Origin of the sequence: uncultured Umboniibacter sp., assembly GCF_947497555.1 — a bacterium.
GTDB lineage: Bacteria > Pseudomonadota > Gammaproteobacteria > Pseudomonadales > DSM-25080 > Umboniibacter.
In genome coordinates this window covers 276,687-293,086 of record NZ_CANMGY010000001.1, presented here as the reverse complement: position 1 = coordinate 293,086, position 16,400 = coordinate 276,687, and the positions used below count along the sequence as shown (strand labels likewise).

15 protein-coding genes and 1 riboswitch are annotated in these 16,400 nt (G+C 48.9%); of the genes, 10 read left to right on the top strand and 5 right to left on the bottom strand.

The window, feature by feature from the left end; genetic code table 11:
* Positions 1-9 precede the first annotated feature (9 nt).
* Positions 10-199, bottom strand: a riboswitch (cobalamin riboswitch).
* A 134-nt stretch (positions 200-333) separates the two neighbouring features.
* Positions 334-810, bottom strand: a complete 477-nt coding sequence (locus Q0698_RS01250; RefSeq protein ID WP_298632934.1) for an AAA family ATPase — start codon at positions 808-810, stop codon at positions 334-336.
* Positions 811-984: 174 nt separating this feature from the next.
* Between Q0698_RS01250 and yeiP the strand changes: the two genes are divergently transcribed.
* Complete coding sequence (gene yeiP / locus Q0698_RS01245; RefSeq protein WP_298632932.1) at positions 985-1,551, top strand: elongation factor P-like protein YeiP; 567 nt, start codon at positions 985-987, stop codon at positions 1,549-1,551.
* A gap of 118 nt (positions 1,552-1,669) precedes the next feature.
* Here yeiP and Q0698_RS01240 read toward each other — a convergent pair whose 3' ends face one another.
* The gene (locus Q0698_RS01240) at positions 1,670-2,239 is read right to left on the bottom strand and encodes a TIGR00730 family Rossman fold protein (RefSeq protein WP_298632930.1); all 570 of its coding nucleotides are present in this window, start codon (positions 2,237-2,239) and stop codon (positions 1,670-1,672) included.
* Positions 2,236-2,502: a GIY-YIG nuclease family protein gene (locus Q0698_RS01235; protein WP_298632929.1), complete on the bottom strand. Its 267-nt coding sequence runs from the start codon at positions 2,500-2,502 to the stop codon at positions 2,236-2,238. The genes Q0698_RS01240 and Q0698_RS01235 overlap by 4 nt, the downstream gene beginning before the upstream one ends.
* Before the next feature lie 121 nt (positions 2,503-2,623).
* Here Q0698_RS01235 and ettA point away from each other — a divergent pair, with 121 nt between their 5' ends.
* Entirely contained in the window at positions 2,624-4,288 is a 1,665-nt protein-coding gene (gene ettA, locus Q0698_RS01230; protein WP_298632927.1) for an energy-dependent translational throttle protein EttA, read from the top strand.
* A 170-nt stretch (positions 4,289-4,458) separates the two neighbouring features.
* Here the strand turns inward: ettA and Q0698_RS01225 are convergent, their stop codons facing one another.
* Together Q0698_RS01225 and Q0698_RS01220 are read right to left on the bottom strand one after the other, a co-directional pair.
* Entirely contained in the window at positions 4,459-5,592 is a 1,134-nt protein-coding gene (locus Q0698_RS01225) for an acyl-CoA dehydrogenase family protein (RefSeq protein WP_298632925.1), read from the bottom strand.
* Positions 5,593-5,730: 138 nt separating this feature from the next.
* Positions 5,731-7,017 (bottom strand): amidohydrolase, encoded by a 1,287-nt coding sequence (locus tag Q0698_RS01220; RefSeq protein ID WP_298632923.1) that lies wholly within the window; start codon positions 7,015-7,017, stop codon positions 5,731-5,733.
* 321 nt (positions 7,018-7,338) lie between these two features.
* Here Q0698_RS01220 and Q0698_RS01215 point away from each other — a divergent pair, with 321 nt between their 5' ends.
* The 8 genes from Q0698_RS01215 to Q0698_RS01180 all read left to right on the top strand — a co-directional run bounded on the left by Q0698_RS01215 (position 7,339) and on the right by Q0698_RS01180 (position 16,392).
* Positions 7,339-7,725 (top strand): type IV pilin protein, encoded by a 387-nt coding sequence (locus Q0698_RS01215; protein WP_298632921.1) that lies wholly within the window; start codon positions 7,339-7,341, stop codon positions 7,723-7,725.
* Positions 7,726-7,733: 8 nt separating this feature from the next.
* A complete protein-coding gene (locus tag Q0698_RS01210; RefSeq protein WP_298632919.1) occupies positions 7,734-8,258 on the top strand; it encodes a GspH/FimT family pseudopilin in 525 nt (174 codons plus the stop codon).
* The gene (pilV, locus tag Q0698_RS01205; RefSeq protein WP_298632917.1) at positions 8,255-8,845 is read left to right on the top strand and encodes a type IV pilus modification protein PilV; all 591 of its coding nucleotides are present in this window, start codon (positions 8,255-8,257) and stop codon (positions 8,843-8,845) included. The genes Q0698_RS01210 and pilV overlap by 4 nt, the downstream gene beginning before the upstream one ends.
* The gene (locus tag Q0698_RS01200; RefSeq protein WP_298632915.1) at positions 8,842-9,789 is read left to right on the top strand and encodes a PilW family protein; all 948 of its coding nucleotides are present in this window, start codon (positions 8,842-8,844) and stop codon (positions 9,787-9,789) included. The genes pilV and Q0698_RS01200 overlap by 4 nt, the downstream gene beginning before the upstream one ends.
* Positions 9,786-10,220 (top strand): hypothetical protein, encoded by a 435-nt coding sequence (locus Q0698_RS01195; protein WP_298632914.1) that lies wholly within the window; start codon positions 9,786-9,788, stop codon positions 10,218-10,220. Before Q0698_RS01200 ends, Q0698_RS01195 begins: the two co-directional genes overlap by 4 nt.
* A gap of 9 nt (positions 10,221-10,229) precedes the next feature.
* Positions 10,230-13,529, top strand: coding sequence for a hypothetical protein (locus Q0698_RS01190; RefSeq protein ID WP_298632913.1), 3,300 nt, complete (start codon positions 10,230-10,232; stop codon positions 13,527-13,529).
* Positions 13,530-13,657: 128 nt separating this feature from the next.
* Positions 13,658-14,368: a DUF3581 family protein gene (locus tag Q0698_RS01185; RefSeq protein ID WP_298632911.1), complete on the top strand. Its 711-nt coding sequence runs from the start codon at positions 13,658-13,660 to the stop codon at positions 14,366-14,368.
* A gap of 485 nt (positions 14,369-14,853) precedes the next feature.
* Entirely contained in the window at positions 14,854-16,392 is a 1,539-nt protein-coding gene (locus Q0698_RS01180) for a CoA-acylating methylmalonate-semialdehyde dehydrogenase (protein WP_298632909.1), read from the top strand.
* Positions 16,393-16,400 lie beyond the last annotated feature (8 nt).

Here is a 16,400-nt window from a genome sequence, read left to right as displayed (position 1 = left end):
CCGATGAACGAGGGACAACGGGTTCTTGGCAGGTCTCCTGGCTACTAAGTCAGCAATCGCATCAGACCTTCCCAAATACATGGTGGTACACAAGTGATGATATCTCGTTAGCTACAGTTGCGGGGACAGCTTCAATTAACGCGCCGAAGCGCTGAATTCCCTATTAATTCCGAAGGAAACCAAAAACCTTTCAGGTGGTCGCATTATAGGGATGGGCGGAACGAGGTGTAAAGCTAATTGGCGTTCAATATTACCGTTTAACCGTCTCAACCTAAGTTTTTATTCGAAGGTATAGCAAACTGTGAAAGCGAGTAGACCGCATTTTTTGATAGCTTATTGATTTTGAGTTAGCTCAATTTTTTCGCCCGAAAACGCGTCATAGAGTGCTTTATGATGAGCTTTAGAGAAGGTGTCGTTTCGCGACTCGTAGTCCGTAATCCAGTTCAGCAGCATGGGTAGGTTGGCGTCTTGTTCCGCTTGCGTGGCATATTTGTGCGGTTCCCAGGGGCGACTCTTAGCATTGCGAATGCAATCATCTACTGACAGATTTAAGAAAATTAGTTGATCGGCCTGAGTCGAAAGTGGTTCGAGTAAGTCACTATAGCAACCCTCAATCACCCACTGATCATGACCTGCAACGGCGGCCTCAATTAAAGCGAGGGAGTCTTCAAGTGACTTTCGAGTTGGCGGTAAAGTACTCTCCCACGCGAAGTTGTCGAGGTCTAAATGAAATGAATCATGTTGCTGACTCAAGCGTTTAGCTAAGGTTGATTTCCCTGAACCTGAATTACCGAAAATTAAGACTTTCATCGCATTCCTGCTGCTAATGCTACGTTTCCTCGTGAGTTTTCAAAGCATAGCATTCGTTAATGCGGGCGTCTTGTTCTTCAAATTACGATCCTGTTGACGCTTTAAACTGTAAGTTGCATCAAGCTTTCGCTAAAATAGCCCTATATTCATCAACCTATTGTGGAGATTGCTGCTATGCCACGCGCTGCAGAACTTAAGAAAGGCCAGGTAGTTCGTTACAAGGATCAAATGTGCATCGTGCGTATCATTGATGTACAAAACCCCTCTGCTCGCGGTGCGGCCACCCTTTACAAAGTTAGATTTTCCACTATCCCAGAGGGAGCAAAGTTGGAAGATCGCTTCAAGGGGGACGATCAGCTGCCCGATGTCGATTTGATTCGCCGCGAAGTGACTTACTCCTATGACGATGGCGAATTTATGGTGTTCATGGATACTGAAGACTACAGCCAGTTTCCCGTGAGTCGAGATGCATTGGGCGATCAGGTGCTCTATATCAGTGAGGACCTTCAGGGCGCGCTAGCGCTTTTGGTAGACGGAAATGTGGTGGCTCTGGAGCTTCCTTCAACCATTGAGTTGACCGTAGTGGATACCACGCCAGTGATCAAAGGCGCCAGCGCGGCGGCGCGAACCAAGCCAGCAACCTGTAATACTGGTTTAGTGGTTCAAGTTCCGGAATATTTAGCTACAGGTGAAAAGATTCGTGTGAATGTGGACGAAGCGCGCTACATTTCGCGCGCCTAGAGGCTTAAGTAGGCTGGTAAGCTTGTCCGCTAAATCTGCCTCATCAATGTCCGCGACAGCGTATTAGCGGGGAAGTCTCTGCGAGAGAGTATTCGCTTCCTCGATCTCTGCGCGTTAATTACCACCATTTGCTTTGTTGCTGTGGTTGGTAGTTTCGCAGCTTCTCTAGCAATCCCGGGGCTGAGGAATCTTCCAGCAATAGTCCAACGTGTCTTTCATGCATGAACCCTTCCGCTGCAGCGTGGCTGAGGAATGCAAGAAGTTGACTAAAATAGCCCTGACTATTTAACACGCCAATGGCTTTACCGTGAAATTCTAGCTGCGCCCAGGTGAGCGCCTCAAACAATTCCTCAAGCGTGCCCATTCCACCCGGCAGAGCGATGAATGCATCGGCTAGGTCGGCCATCATCGCCTTGCGCTGATGCATGTCTGCTACGATATGCAGTTCGGTCAAGCCCTGATGGGCGACTTCCTTCTCTTCCAAACCTTTAGGCATCACCCCAATGACCTCTCCCCCTGCTGCCAAGCAGGCATCGGCCATAGCCCCCATGGAACCCACATTAGCACCGCCATAGACGAGGGTGATCTGTTGTTCGGCAAAGAGTCTTCCTAGCGCCGCGGCCTCGGTTAGATAACTCGGGGACACCTGGCCTGACGAACCACAATAAACACAAATTCGTTGGATCATGAGCTAGTTCCTGCAATAAGAGAGAGTTTCCGTTTACGTGATAGTTTTTTAATCGCGTACTCGCGTTTCAGGGCCGACGAATAGGAGTGGCCCGTCTCGGTCCAGACTAGCTCTTTGGGGCGATGTGCGCGAGTGTACTTGGCGCCTTTGCCAGCACAGTGGGCTTGGTATCGAGCTTCAACGTCATTGCTGACGCCGCAGTAGAGCGTGTTATCCACGGTCTCAATGAGGTAAACGGACCAATTTAGTTCGTCATTTTGCACAAAAATTGCCCTTTTTGGTGGCTCACCGCGATTTACGCTTATCATCGCAGAACGCAGTGTTACAATTAGTGGCTAGTATATAACGATCTCAACCAGTTTTTCATAAGGGCTCAAGAACACCATGGCTGAATACGTTTTTTCAATGAATCGTGTGGGCAAAATCGTTCCGCCGAAACGTCATATCCTGAAGAATATCTCTCTGTCATTTTTTCCTGGCGCCAAGATTGGCGTTTTAGGCTTAAACGGGGCGGGTAAATCTACCTTGCTTCGTATTATGGCTGGAGTAGATAAAGATTATGAGGGTGAAGCTCGGCCCATGCCGGGTATCAAGGTGGGTTACCTCGAGCAGGAACCACATCTGGACCCTGAAAAGGATGTTCGCGGTAATGTTGAAGATGGCGTTCGCGAAGCTGTTGATGCCTTAGCTGGCCTCGATCAGGTTTATGCCGACTATGCAGAGCCAGACGCCGACTTTGACGCGCTGGCTAAAAAACAGGCGCGCTTTGAGGATATTATTCAGGCGTGGGATGCGCACAATCTAGACAACCGATTTGAAGTCGCCGCAAATGCGCTACGTTTGCCTGCTTGGGATGCGGATGTCACTAATTTGTCGGGTGGTGAACGTCGTCGCGTAGCGCTATGCCGCCTGCTTATGTCGCGCCCTGATATGCTGCTACTGGATGAGCCGACTAACCACCTAGATGCCGAATCAGTAGCTTGGTTAGAACGCTTCCTCTTAGACTTTGATGGGACTGTTGTGGCCATTACTCACGATCGCTACTTCCTTGATAACTGTGCCGGCTGGATTCTTGAATTAGACCGTGGCGAAGGTATTCCCTACGAAGGGAACTACACCACTTGGTTAGAGCAAAAGGAAGCGCGTTTGGCGATGGAAGCGAAACAGGAGGCCGCTCATGCAAAAACTATGAAGCATGAATTGGAGTGGGCTCGCCAGAATCCGAAGGGTCGTAGAGCGAAGAATAAGGCTCGTTTGGCGCGCGTAGAGGAAATGAGCGGTCGTGAATTTCAGAAGCGTAATGAGACTAACGAAATCTACATTCCGCCCGGTGAGCGTTTGGGTGACAAGGTTATCGAGTTTAACAACGTTACCAAGCGTTTCGATGACAAGGTGCTCTACGAGGATCTCAGTTTCTCCATTCCGAAGGGTGCTATTGTGGGGATTGTTGGCGGTAACGGTGCCGGTAAATCTACACTATTCAAGTTGATCAACGGTCAAGAGCAACCGGACGGTGGTAATATCGAGATTGGCGAAAGCGTAAAATTGGCATTCGTTGATCAGAGCCGTGATGCGCTCGATAATGACAAAAGCGTTTGGGAAGAAGTCTCGGGCGGCTTAGACAATATCACTATTGGCAATTACACCACCTCAAGCCGTGCCTATGTGGGGCGTTTTAATTTTAAGGGAATGGACCAGCAGAAGCGCGTGGGTGATCTTTCGGGTGGTGAACGCGGTCGTCTACATTTGGCGAATATTCTCAAACAAGGTGCTAACGTACTTCTGTTGGATGAGCCAACTAACGACTTAGACGTAGAAACGCTCCGAGCATTGGAAGAGGCGTTGTTGAATTATCCGGGTTGTGCCATGGTTATCTCGCACGATCGTTGGTTCCTGGATCGTGTTGCCACTCACATCTTGGCGTTTGAAGGTGACTCAAAAGTCGTCTTTATGGAAGGTTCTTACGCGGACTACCACGAGGATTTGATTGCTCGCCATGGTCCTAACTATGAACCATCGCGCATCAAGTATACTAAGTTGAAAGACTAGTTTCGCCTAGGCGAGACTTAGACAAACTGAGTTCGAATACCAAGCTGCTCAGCAGCAAAGATGAAAAAGGCGACTGAACTCTCAGTCGCCTTTTTTAGTTTTACCTTAGAAAACGGAGCATTGGGAAGCTCTAGAATGAAGTTATTGCTCCAAAATCTACTGAAAAGGAGTTAGCGCCCAAGAATGCTTCGCGCTACCACTTCTTTCATGATCTCAGAACTTCCTGCATAGATAGTTTGTACTCGCGCGTCACGGTAGAAACGAGAGATTTCGTATTCGTCCGTGTAGCCATAACCACCGTGAAGCTGTAGGCAGGTATCTACCATTTTCAGTTCCATTTCAGTCGACGCCAATTTGATCATCGCACCGTCATCAACGGTCATTTGATCTTCAGCGAACTTGGCTTTTAATTTTTCGTAGAGAGCGCGGCTCATCTCGAGTTCCGTCTTCAGCTCAGCGAGCTTGAAGCGGGTATTCTGGAACTGAGCTATGCTCTGGCCGAATGCTTTGCGGTCCGTGACGTATTCACAGGTCATATCAAGCGCGCCCTGAGCGTGGCCGATAGCTTGAATTGCACAGCCCAAACGTTCACGAGGCAGTTCCTGCATAAGGTACATGAAGCCCTTGCCTTCTTCACCCAGCAAACATTCTGCTGGCACCATGACATCTTCGAAGAAGAGTTCGGCAGTATCACTGCTGTGCTGGCCCATTTTCTCTAGTCTTTTACCCTTGTAAAACCCTGGTAGCGAGGTGTCAACTAAGAACAGTGAAATGCCTTTCGCCCCTGCGGCGGGATCAGTCTTGGCACAGACAATGACCATATCGGCGTGGATGCCATTAGTGATAAAGATTTTTGAGCCATTAAGGCGGTAGTGGTCGCCCTCGCGAATGGCAGTGCTACGCATACCCGCCACGTCGCTACCTGCACCAGGTTCGGTCATCCCCAGAGCCGTAACGATGTCGCCACTCGCCATCCCTGGGATCCAGCGTGCACGTTGCGCATCGTTGCCAATATTCATGACATAAGGCGCGACGATATTCGCATGGATGTTGTAACCCGTAGCTAGGCTAAAATAACCACAGCGTGATAGCTCCTCCATAATCATTAGCGCTACATCAACGCTGGTTTCCGAGCCGCCGAATTCTTCCGGCATATCTACTAGCAATAACCCCGCTTCGCCCATCGTGCGCCAAAAATCGCGTGGCATGCTGTGGTCGTGTTCCCACTGCTCGTAGTGTGGCGCCACTTCCTGTTCGAAAAAGCGCAGAACCATATCTTTAAAAAGTGTAATTTCTTCTGACATATTGCCCCCGTTGTGCTGTGTTATACGCACGTATATGGGGCTTAGATTAGCTTAGCTAAGGGTTTTAGTCTGTAACGATTTGTGGCTGATGAGTCACGTACGCGACTGCGCTATTGGCAGTCGCGTACGTTGAGGCGATTACTGATTCGGATATTCAATAATGAGCCGGTAGAACAGCTCGACGCCGGTTTTCATCGCGCCATCTTCAACGACAAAGTAGGGCGTATGGTGGGCGGGTGCATCTTCGGGGGCTGTATCAGGATTGCGGCCGCCGAGGAAAAAGTAGACGCCAGGAACCTTTTCCTGGAAGAAGCTGAAGTCTTCGGCACCCGTGACGGCATTTCGCTCAAATACCTTATCATCGCCTGCCGTTCGGCGTGCGATAGGCAGTACGGAGCGGGTTAGCTCTGGATCATTAAAGGTCACCGGGTAATTACTACTATAGGGCAGGATTAGCTCAATATCAGTGCGCGTTGCCATGGCGACACCGGCAACTTTACGATGCATAGCAGCCCAAATTTGATCGCGCATATCCGGATCAAGGGTTCGAATTGTGCCAAGCATTTCCACCTCTTCGGGGATAATGTTGCTGCGAACGCCGCCGTGAATAGCGCCAACGGTGACTACCGCGCCGGCGTTAATGAGTTCGGCCTCTCGACTCACGATGGTTTGTAACTGGTTAATGAGCTGGGCCGAGGCGACAATCGGATCAATACCGCCCCAAGGGTAGGCACCGTGGACCTGTTGGCCCTTAACGATGATTTTGAAATCTTGCACTGATGCCATAATGCCGCGCTCGCGGTAACCAATAGCACCCATCAATTCGCCCGAGCTGATGTGAATCCCAAAGACGCTATCAATATTATGACGATCGAGCACGCCTTCCTTGACCATTAGTTCAGCGCCGCCCTCTTCACCGCGAGGAGCGCCCTCTTCAGCGGGTTGAAAAAGGAAGATAACCTTGCCCGTGAAGGCGTCTGTATTGGCGGCCAGTAATTCTGCCGCACCCATTAGCATCGCGACGTGGGTGTCATGGCCGCAGGCATGCATCACCGGAACGGCTTCACCGTTGTACTCCCCCATAGCGGTTGAGGCAAAGTCTAAACCCGTTTGCTCTAACACAGGGAGTGCATCCATATCAGCGCGCAGGCCAATAACCGGGCCCGGCTTGCCGGAATCCAGAATTCCTACAACACCGGTATGTGCAACGCCCGTTTCTACTTCGATGCCAAGAGATTCTAAGTGCTCGGTAATGTAGATGGCGGTCTGAAATTCGCGGTTAGAAAGCTCTGGGTTTTGATGGAGGTGGTGTCGCCATTCAATAACCTGCGGTTCAATGCTGGCCACTTGTTCTTTAATGTTGTCGGCAGAGGCCATTGGGCTTAGCGCTACGAGACTAAGCGCGAGCGTTAGGAGTGGCTTCATTATAATGTTCCTTTTATGTCTTGGTAAGCACTACATTACGTTCAGATTTGAGGGCTGTAAACCGTGGCGAACCTTATTTAAGACCATTATGAGTGGAGTCCATTATCGTTAGTAGGTAAGGTAGTCATTATAAAGGCGCAGCTTAGGTCATGATTAAGCTGACTAAACATCGAAAACTAAATAGAACAGGCCTTGGAATACGTGACCTGTTTCAAATTTAGTCAATAAAATGTCTACTAACCGCACAAGCTAGCTAGAATAATCTGGCGCTAGCTCAGCCGGTGACGATAATAAGAGCTAACAAACAAGAGTTTGATTGAGATGAAGAGACACGCGAAAGGTTTTACACTTATCGAGTTGATGATAGTGATATTGATTATAGGTATCTTGGCGGCGATCGCGATACCTCAATACGATGATTATGTAACTCGCGCAAATCGCACGGCCGCTCAACAGTACATGTTAGAGCTGGCTTCGGCGGAGCAACAATACCTTTTGGATAGTCGAAGCTATACCGCAACCATTGCTAATCTAGGCGTTACGGAACCATCATCGGTTAGCGGAGTCTATACGGTAACTATTGCCGTCAGCTCGGCTCCACCAGGCTTCGTCATAACCGCCACGCCCGTTGCTGGTTCAACGCAAGCTGGTGATGGCGATCTCACTCTTAATCAGCTTGGCGTTAAAACTCCAACGGCAAAGTGGTAGGTGTACCCATGACCTCTTATCGTGGTTTTACTTTGGTAGAATTGCTCATAATCCTCGTAATTATAGGGATAGTAGCATCTATCGCGTTGCCTAATTTTCAATCATGGGCAGCTCAATCACAGCAGCGTACCGTAGCGCTACAACTTCAGAGCGGTATTTCTATAGCTCGCCAAGAGGCGGTTAAACGCAGAGCAAATGTTTGGATTAAGCCTAATGGGAGCGCGAGCTCCGACTGGGGAAAAGGCTTCTTTGTGGCAACGAGCGATTCTACCAGCTACGCGGACTGCAGTGCAGCCACTGCCGCAGCAAGCTGTCTCTTTGTAAGTGAAGCATTCAGCAATGTGACTATCACCGCTTCGGTCACAGAAGTTGTCTATGGACGTGATGGAAGAAGTGACGTTGCGAGTGACGCGAGCGCGACTAATGATAGTTTTAAAATTTGTTCTACGAGCGCAAGCGGTTTGAACTCAAGTCACGTTGCCTTGAAGTTGTCGGGTGGTGTCGAGTTAAGTACAGGAGACTCTTGCACATGAGAAATGTACGGGGCTTTAGCTTAATTGAATTTGTCGTGGCACTTTTTGTTACCGCAGTTGCTATTTTTGGCTTCGTAGCCCTTCAGGGGAGAAGTCAGTTAGCAGCTCTTGAGGTATTGCAACGTGACGAGGCACTTCGATTGGCGCAGAACATGGCCGAGTATATTCAAGGTAACGCCGAGGTGGCTGGATGTTACGCGTTTTCATCAAATGGGACCGCATATGTCGGAACAGGCTATAGCGGAACCATCACTTGCGGCGCCTTTGGAACCATTTCAAGTCGAGCTCAGCCGGAACGAGATTTGGTAAGTTGGAGTAACGCTTTAAAGGGTCAGTTGGAGCTAGATGGTACGACAGCAGTGGGAAGTTTAGTTGATGCTCGCGGTTGTGTTTATGGCCCATCAGAGACCTACGACGCGAGTGGGAACTTAGTCTCATCTACTGATTTTTATGAAATTGTTGTGGCTTACCAAGGTGCTTCGGCAACCATCGTCCCAAGTGCAACTTGCGGTGATGGTTTATACGGCACGGATACCTTTCGTCGAGCAGTTCGCCTCTATGTGCGCCTTGCGGAGTTAGATGGATGAAAATAAAACAGTTAGGTCTGACCTTAGTGGAAGTGTTAATCACCTTGGCATTGGGTGCTATCTTGATGACCACCGTGGTATCTGTCTATATCTCAGGGTTGAGTACTAACGCGCAACTCAGAGAAAGTTCTCGATTACTGGAAGATAGTGTATTTGTAACGTCTCAGTTTACTGAAGAGTTTGAAATGGCGGGCTATTTCGCTCGTTTGGATGACTATATGGCGGCGACTCCTGCTGCTGTGCCGGACGTGTGTAGTAGTAGTTGGGTTGCATCAGTGGCGACTTTAGAGCAGAAAATGGCCGTCCCAATTTCCGGCTATAACGATGTCGCAAGTGGTTTTTCCTGTCAGGGTGTCACTGTTTTAGCTGGTACCGATGTCGTTGTCGTCGCACGCCGCTCAACCGAAGATGCTGTGACTTTGGATTCCAATACCTTCTATCTTCAGGCTAGTCCCATCAACTATGTGCTAGATAGTGGGGCCAATGCTAGCAACTTCGACCTAAACGATTATGCCACGGGCTCTCCGTTGGCTTTAGGTGCCTTCTTGGTGAATATCTACCTTGTTGACGCCAGCGACTCAATACTTAAACGTTTACGGCTTGAAGGTGCAAACTTTGTCCTTGAGCCGCTAGTAGAAAATATTGAGGCCTTCGAAGTTGACTACGGGGTAGATCGCTCTAACGACGGGGCCCCCAGTGATACCTCGGTCGGTGCGGATGATGCATATGTCTCAATATTAGCAACGGTGGCCGACTGGCAAGATGTCACCGCCATCCAGGCTTATGTGTTACTGCGTTCAGAGGAGGCTGTTGCAAAGCAAACGGACACCCGGCGCTACTTCATGGGCAAGGCCGGTTATTTCGGACCCTATTCTGATCAGTTTAAGCGCCGCTTAGTGGTTGGTAACGTTAAATTAACGAATATTGCAATGAGGCGACAATGAATAATCAACGTGGCGCGGTGTTAATTACTGCACTCGTAATTGTAGTGCTGTTGGCGTTTCTTTCCGTTTCGCTCTTATATCGGACAACGACTTCCGCACAGCTAATTACTGCTCACCAGGATCGACTCAGTACTGAGCAGGTTGCGCGTAATGTGATTGAGTACGTGTTAAGTGATGTCGATAATTTGGTCAATTCAGCGTCGACCACGTTAACCATCCCGGCGGAGTTAACGGCGGGTTATACCGTAACGGTTGGTACTCCGGTATGCGTTCATGCACAAGCCGCCGCAGGTTATTCATTGACGCAGAGCATTGTCCCAGAAACGGTTTATTGGGAAGTGGATGTATCGGTGGTAGATACTATTACATCGGCCGTATCAGGTTATCGCCAAGTGGTAAAATTTAACTTCACAGCGGGCAGTTGTACCTAGGAGTATTTCATGAAAATTAAGCGACTATCAGTCACAATATCTCAACTAACCGCTGCGGTTGGTTTAGCCGTAGCTGGCTCTTCTGCTGCCCATGATACCGATATTTTCTTGGCAGGTGCTGGTGCAGCCGGTGTGCCCAATGTCTTATTCGTGATTGATAATTCGGCGAACTGGAATGCCTCGATGGGAGACGAATCCAACGGAGTGGCCACCCGGACACCAACGAAGAACATGCTCATACATGATGCGTTGTTTAACATGGTAACGTGTTTAGCTGTTCCTGACGATGGTGTCGCTTCCGGAGCAGTGACTGATCCAAACTGCCCCGCAGATTCTAATGACTCTACCTATGCGATGAATTTAGGCTTAATGCTCTATTCAGATTCTAACTCACCGCGTGGCGGTAAGGTTATGCGTGCGGTCGAAGAATTTACTGCGTCACAAAGAATAGAATGGCAGGACTATTTGGTTCGTAAAGAGGCTGACAGTAAAACCGGTAGTCAGCTGGCTATCAGTGATTTATTTTATCTGAATTCGAGCGGTAATGATAATGACTACCTGTTGGATAAGACCAATAACGCCCCTTACGGGATGGCTCTCCATGAAGCCTATCGCTACTACATGGGGTTGTCAGCGTATTCGGGTTTAGAGGATGGTAATCATGATACTGCTGCCGTAGATGGTAGCGGCAATTATATCTCACCGGTGGCCGCCGGTGACTGCGGTAACAGCTATGTTGTGTTAATTGGCAACGGCTCCCCCGATTCAGGGGAGAACACAAGTGCCGAGCTCGCTTTGGCTAGCGCTGGCGGTGATACCTCTATCATTGATTTAGATAACAATAAGTATGAGTCTAGCTGGGCTGATGAGTGGTCTAGATATTTGGCGAATATCGATACGGATGCCACGCAAGACGGAAATCAGAACGTCGAAACCTTTGTTATCGATGTCTACAACCCGGACGCAAAGGGTCAAGACCCAACAACTGCCGATGAGCGAGGTTTTCTTGAAAGTGTTGGGCAGGCTGGATATTACACAGCCGAAAACGCCAACGAGCTGACTGAGGCCATTAAAGATATTCTCAACGAGATCTTGGCGATTAACACGGCCTTTGCGGCGACGGCGCTGCCGGTTTCGGTAAACGTTCGTGGCACAAACTTGAATCAGGTCTACATTGGGGTTTTTCGTCCTGATACCTACAACCGGCCTCTATGGCCGGGTAATCTCAAGATGTATACCTTGGGCGTTGATCCAAACACTAACGAAGTTCAACTCGAGGACAAGAACGGCCTAGCAGCGGAGAATACTGCATCTGGGTTTATTAATGCCACAGCTAATAGCTTTTGGAGTGTTGATTCAACTTATTGGGATTATGATCCTCGCGGGACTATACCGTCTGGTTCTGATGCCCCGGATGGAGAGGTTGTTGAAAAGGGCGGAGTGGCGCAACGTATCCGTAGCGCTTCCGCTGCAGTGAGAGATTTAGTGACCTTTACGAGTGATACCAGCGGTACTCTAGGCACCGCACTCAGTGCTGAAATTGATGCGTCACTCTATAGTTGGCTGTCGGGCAACGATGTTTATGATGAAAATGATAATGGCTCAAATTCTGACATGCGCCCATACGTCCACGGTGATGTAATCCACTCGCAGCCGGCAATTGTAAACTTCAACAGCTATGGCAATGATGACACTATCGTGGTGTTTTACGGTTCAAATGATGGACTTTTCAGAGCTGCTCAGGGTGGTCCTGGAAACGATGCGGGGGATCATCGAGGCAACGAACTTTGGGGATTAACCTTGCCTGAGCATTTAGGTGAACTTGCTCAGCTTAAATACGACGCGAGTGACGCTGCCGCAGAAGAAGGACATGTTACGTCTTCGTTCGGAAAGATTGGTGCCGATAAGCCCTATTTCGTAGATGGTGGCATTGGGGTATATACCAATGATGCCCAAGTCAGCGGTGAATCAGGTTTCGGCTCATTGGGAAATATTGGCGATACGGTTAACCTATATTTAGGCATGCGACGAGGCGGAAGATTCTTGTACGCGCTTGACGTTAATAACCCAGACTCCCCTCGACTACTCTGGAAACGTTCTTACGATGACCGCTCCGTAACTAAGGATGACGGTTTTAGCGAGCTAGGCGAAACCTGGTCGAAACCCATTCCAGCAGTTGTGACTAATCGTATTACCGATGCGAGTGTTACCGCCGGCTATCGTGAAGAGGAAAAACTCCTGATCTTCTTCGGAGCGGGTTATGAATCTGCGGTTGATGACAGTGGCGTCAGTCGCAACGATGATAACCCAGGCTACAGCATGGGAGCGGGAATTTATGCATTAGACGCTCTGACAGGAGAAATCGTGGCATTTATAGGCAGCAATGAGCCTGCTGATTTCCCTGCTTCGGCCACCTTTATTCAACACAACCATATGAAATGGAGTATTCCATCGGATCTAACGATCATTGACCGTGATCGCAACGGCTCGGCTGATAGGATTTATGTAGGCGATACGGGTGGTCATGTTTGGCGAGTGAATCTAGCAGATTTAATTGATGGAGGAGTTAGCCAAGGTGTAGGCAGTACTACGCCTTGGGAAGTCAGTGTATTAGGCACGGTAGGGCACGATCAGAAGTTTCTATATCCACCAGATGTTGTGGATGCAGTGGATGATCCTAATGCCGCGAATCCATTGCAGATGGGCTACGATTCAGTATTAATTGGCTCAGGGGACCGAGAGGACCCGTTCGACACTAGCGCTACTTACTCGTTCTACATGTTCGAAGATTCAGATGAGTCTCCATCCAGCCCAGGAGGCGGTTCAGGGGCGATTCCAAATCAAACTGGTGACGACACGTCCTTCGATGGGGCGATCTTTAAGTCGGATTTATCAGATATTACCTCGACAGCCTCAACCGTGAATGAATCGATGGAGGGCTGGTATTTCGATATGGCTGCCGGAGAAAAAGTGATTAGTAATGCTGTTACGCTGTCAGGGGTCACTTACTTTAACACCCATGAGCCAGCTGGAGCCGGTTCCTGTGATTCGCTTGGTACTGCACGTTCTTACGCAGTTCGCATCTCTGATGGTAACGGAGTGAGCAATAACGACTTCATTCCCGGCAATGACCGTTTTGAGTATGTCCCAGGTGGCGGACTCCTACCATCGCCCGTACCCGGTATTGTGGAAATTGACGGTAACCTTGAGCAGGTTGTAATCTCGGGTACCCACGTTACCACGCCAACAGCGACGGAATTAAGTCGTCGATATCGCGTTTCTAGAGGGAATCTAAACGCCTCGGATTAATAGTAGTAGTGCCTAGTGACTGGTGAGTTATACGGATATGACTTGCAAGTCACGGCTATAAACGTAGAATGTGACTGCCCAGTTTTGCTGGGCATCTTTTTGTATTATGACTTTCCGAGAATCGTTTTATGTTGGTTACACCTTTTTTCCAGTCATCTAATGGCGTATTAAGCTTCACCCGTGAGCAAGGAAGTGAATTTGCTAAAGACATAGCGAATGATTTCAATCCTATTCATGATGTTGATGCTAAGCGTTTTTGCATTCCTGGGGATCTACTGTTTTCGGTATTGCTGTCCCAAGTGGGTATTTGTCGCGAGCTTGATGTGAATTTCGCAGGTATGGTCACTGATCAAACACGCCTAACGGTGGCGACTGAGTGTGTCCGAAAATCATCCTTAGTAGATGAAAATGGTAAACCCTGTTTGAATATAGAACACTCAAATGACGGCTTGACCAGCCCTAAGCTGATTGACCAGCTTACTGCAGCATATGTCGCTTTTTCCGGTGAGAGCTTTCCGCATATTCTCGTGCCACTTATGGCTGAGCATCAGGTGATGATTAATCCTGATCGCCCCATCGTGATGTATACTGACATGAAGATTCGCTTTGACGATCTGAACTTTAATTCACTCGCTCTTCGCATGAGTGGCTCTGAATTAGACGTAATGGGCAAGCGTGGCAATGTGCGCTTGAAATTTGAATTTGTTGACGGTCAACGAGTAGTCGGTCGTGGCGAAAAACAGATGGTGTTAAGCGGTCTAAGAGCTTATGAACAAACGAGTATTGATGAACTAGTCGCAGATTATAGTCAGCGCAAAAATCGACTCGTAGCTGCTTAGAACGCTGCAAAACTCAACATCTCCCACTTTGGCAGGCGCAGCGGTTTCCTTTCGTTGAGTCTGTCTCAGCTTCGTTAGCAACACTTCTTACCAATCGAAAGCGCTAATTATCCCTCCTAATATTCGCCGGGGGATCGTGGCCACTAACGTGACGCCAAGTCCTCGAGCAGCGGGAGCTAAGTTGCGCTTTGCAGAGCTTTAATTTCTGATCCTAAACTCACATCTCCAATCTCAGGCTTTTTTTCTTCCTGCAAAAACCTCTCGACCGAGACCTCTGAGCAACTTGCGCAGAGGGCGTTTGAATAGACTATTCACAGGATTATTCAATTCATGGCATATCTCAAGCTAAAATGGCCCTAAAAATCATTTTACATGGTTTAATAATGAAACTTACTGAATGAATTAGAAATAAATATGCGATAAATTCGCGCTATTCTATATTTAATATCCAAATAAACCAATCTATAAGAATAAAGGAAGTTTTAATGGCGATATCTATACAGGAACGCGTGTCTCAGGTTTCGGGCTTTATCCCAAACCAAGTTCCACAGCTCATTGATGGTAGTTGGGCAAAGTCAGCGGCACTTGTTTCGATTCCAGTGACGAATCCGGCCACTCAGGAAGTGTTGACCTCAACCCCCTGTGCAACCCATGACGAGATGACGGCGGCGGTAACTTCAGCTCAGCAGGCTTTTGAATCCTGGAAGGATGTACCCGTCCCACAGCGTGCCCGTATGATGTTGAAATACCAAGCGCTATTAAAAGAACACCATGATGAGCTCGCTACCTTACTAGCGATGGAAACCGGTAAAACCTTTGAGGATGCTAAGGGAGATGTTTGGCGCGGCATTGAAGTGGCGGAACATGCCTGCAATATTAGCTCATTGATGATGGGTGAGACCGTGGGTAATGTCGCCCGCAACATTGACTGCTCGTCTTGGATTCAACCTATGGGTGTGTTTGCCGGTATTACGCCATTTAACTTCCCGGCAATGATCCCGCTATGGATGTTCCCGATGGCTATCGCCTGTGGTAACACCTTCATTTTGAAGCCGTCCGAGCAGGATCCGCTAACCCCTAACCGTCTGGCGGAATTATTCCTCGAGGCGGGCTTCCCCAAGGATGTTCTTCAGGTGGTTCACGGTGCTAAGGAGCAGGTAGATTTCCTGCTTCATCATCCTGATATTGTTGGGGTGTCTTTCGTCGGCTCGGTACCAGTCGGTCAGCATGTCTATCGGACTGCTACTGATAACCTGAAACGCTGCCAAGCCTTTGCGGGCGCGAAGAATCATATGGTCGTGATGCCGGATGCGGATAAACAACAGGTGATTAACGCGCTCAAGGGAGCGGCTTGCGGCGCGGCAGGGCAGCGCTGTATGGCAATTTCGGTGGCGGTTTTGGTTGGCGAGGCGGCTAACTGGGCGGATGATATTGCCGCGGAGCTGGCGACATTAAAGCCGGGTCCATTTACCGATGAAAATGCCGATTTCGGCCCGCTCATTTCTCCGCAAGCACGAGACCGAGTAGCCAGCATTATCGACCAGGCTAAGGCTGACGGTGCTACTTGCTTGGTAGACGGAACGAAAGTTGAAGTAGCAGGCTATCCTGAGGGTAACTGGGTGGGTTCCACTGTCTTTGCCAATGTGACCCCGGATATGGCGGTATATCAGCAGGAGATCTTTGGCCCAGTCCTTTGCTTAGTCGAGGCGAAAGATCTCAATGAGGCAGTGGCGATGATCAACGGTAATCCGTTTGGTAATGGTACTTCTATCTTTACTGCCAGCGGCTATGCAGCGCGTGACTTCCAGCATCGTATTAAAGTTGGTCAAGTGGGCGTAAACGTGCCGATTCCGGTGCCATTGCCATTCTTTTCGTTTACAGGTTGGCGAGGTTCGTTCTATGGTGATCAACACGCCTATGGCAAACAGGCCGTTAGATTCTATACCGAAACCAAGACAGTAACCTCTCGCTGGTTTGAGGCCGGTGAACATATTGACGCAAATATGACGATTGCACTGAAGTAAGGAGGAAT

Excerpts from the sequence above, each read along its gene's own strand:
- Q0698_RS01215 (WP_298632921.1), top strand. The coding sequence starts at position 7,339 with ATGAAGAGACACGCGAAAGGTTTTACACTTATCGAGTTGATGATAGTG.
- ettA (WP_298632927.1), top strand. The coding sequence starts at position 2,624 with ATGGCTGAATACGTTTTTTCAATGAATCGTGTGGGCAAAATCGTTCCG.
- Q0698_RS01195 (WP_298632914.1), top strand. The coding sequence starts at position 9,786 with ATGAATAATCAACGTGGCGCGGTGTTAATTACTGCACTCGTAATTGTA.
- Q0698_RS01180 (WP_298632909.1), top strand. The coding sequence starts at position 14,854 with ATGGCGATATCTATACAGGAACGCGTGTCTCAGGTTTCGGGCTTTATC.
- pilV (WP_298632917.1), top strand. The coding sequence starts at position 8,255 with ATGAGAAATGTACGGGGCTTTAGCTTAATTGAATTTGTCGTGGCACTT.
- Q0698_RS01225 (WP_298632925.1), bottom strand. The coding sequence starts at position 5,592 with ATGTCAGAAGAAATTACACTTTTTAAAGATATGGTTCTGCGCTTTTTC.
- Q0698_RS01200 (WP_298632915.1), top strand. The coding sequence starts at position 8,842 with ATGAAAATAAAACAGTTAGGTCTGACCTTAGTGGAAGTGTTAATCACC.
- Q0698_RS01220 (WP_298632923.1), bottom strand. The coding sequence starts at position 7,017 with ATGAAGCCACTCCTAACGCTCGCGCTTAGTCTCGTAGCGCTAAGCCCA.
- Q0698_RS01250 (WP_298632934.1), bottom strand. The coding sequence starts at position 810 with ATGAAAGTCTTAATTTTCGGTAATTCAGGTTCAGGGAAATCAACCTTA.
- yeiP (WP_298632932.1), top strand. The coding sequence starts at position 985 with ATGCCACGCGCTGCAGAACTTAAGAAAGGCCAGGTAGTTCGTTACAAG.
- Q0698_RS01185 (WP_298632911.1), top strand. The coding sequence starts at position 13,658 with ATGTTGGTTACACCTTTTTTCCAGTCATCTAATGGCGTATTAAGCTTC.
- Q0698_RS01190 (WP_298632913.1), top strand. The coding sequence starts at position 10,230 with ATGAAAATTAAGCGACTATCAGTCACAATATCTCAACTAACCGCTGCG.
- Q0698_RS01240 (WP_298632930.1), bottom strand. The coding sequence starts at position 2,239 with ATGATCCAACGAATTTGTGTTTATTGTGGTTCGTCAGGCCAGGTGTCC.
- Q0698_RS01210 (WP_298632919.1), top strand. The coding sequence starts at position 7,734 with ATGACCTCTTATCGTGGTTTTACTTTGGTAGAATTGCTCATAATCCTC.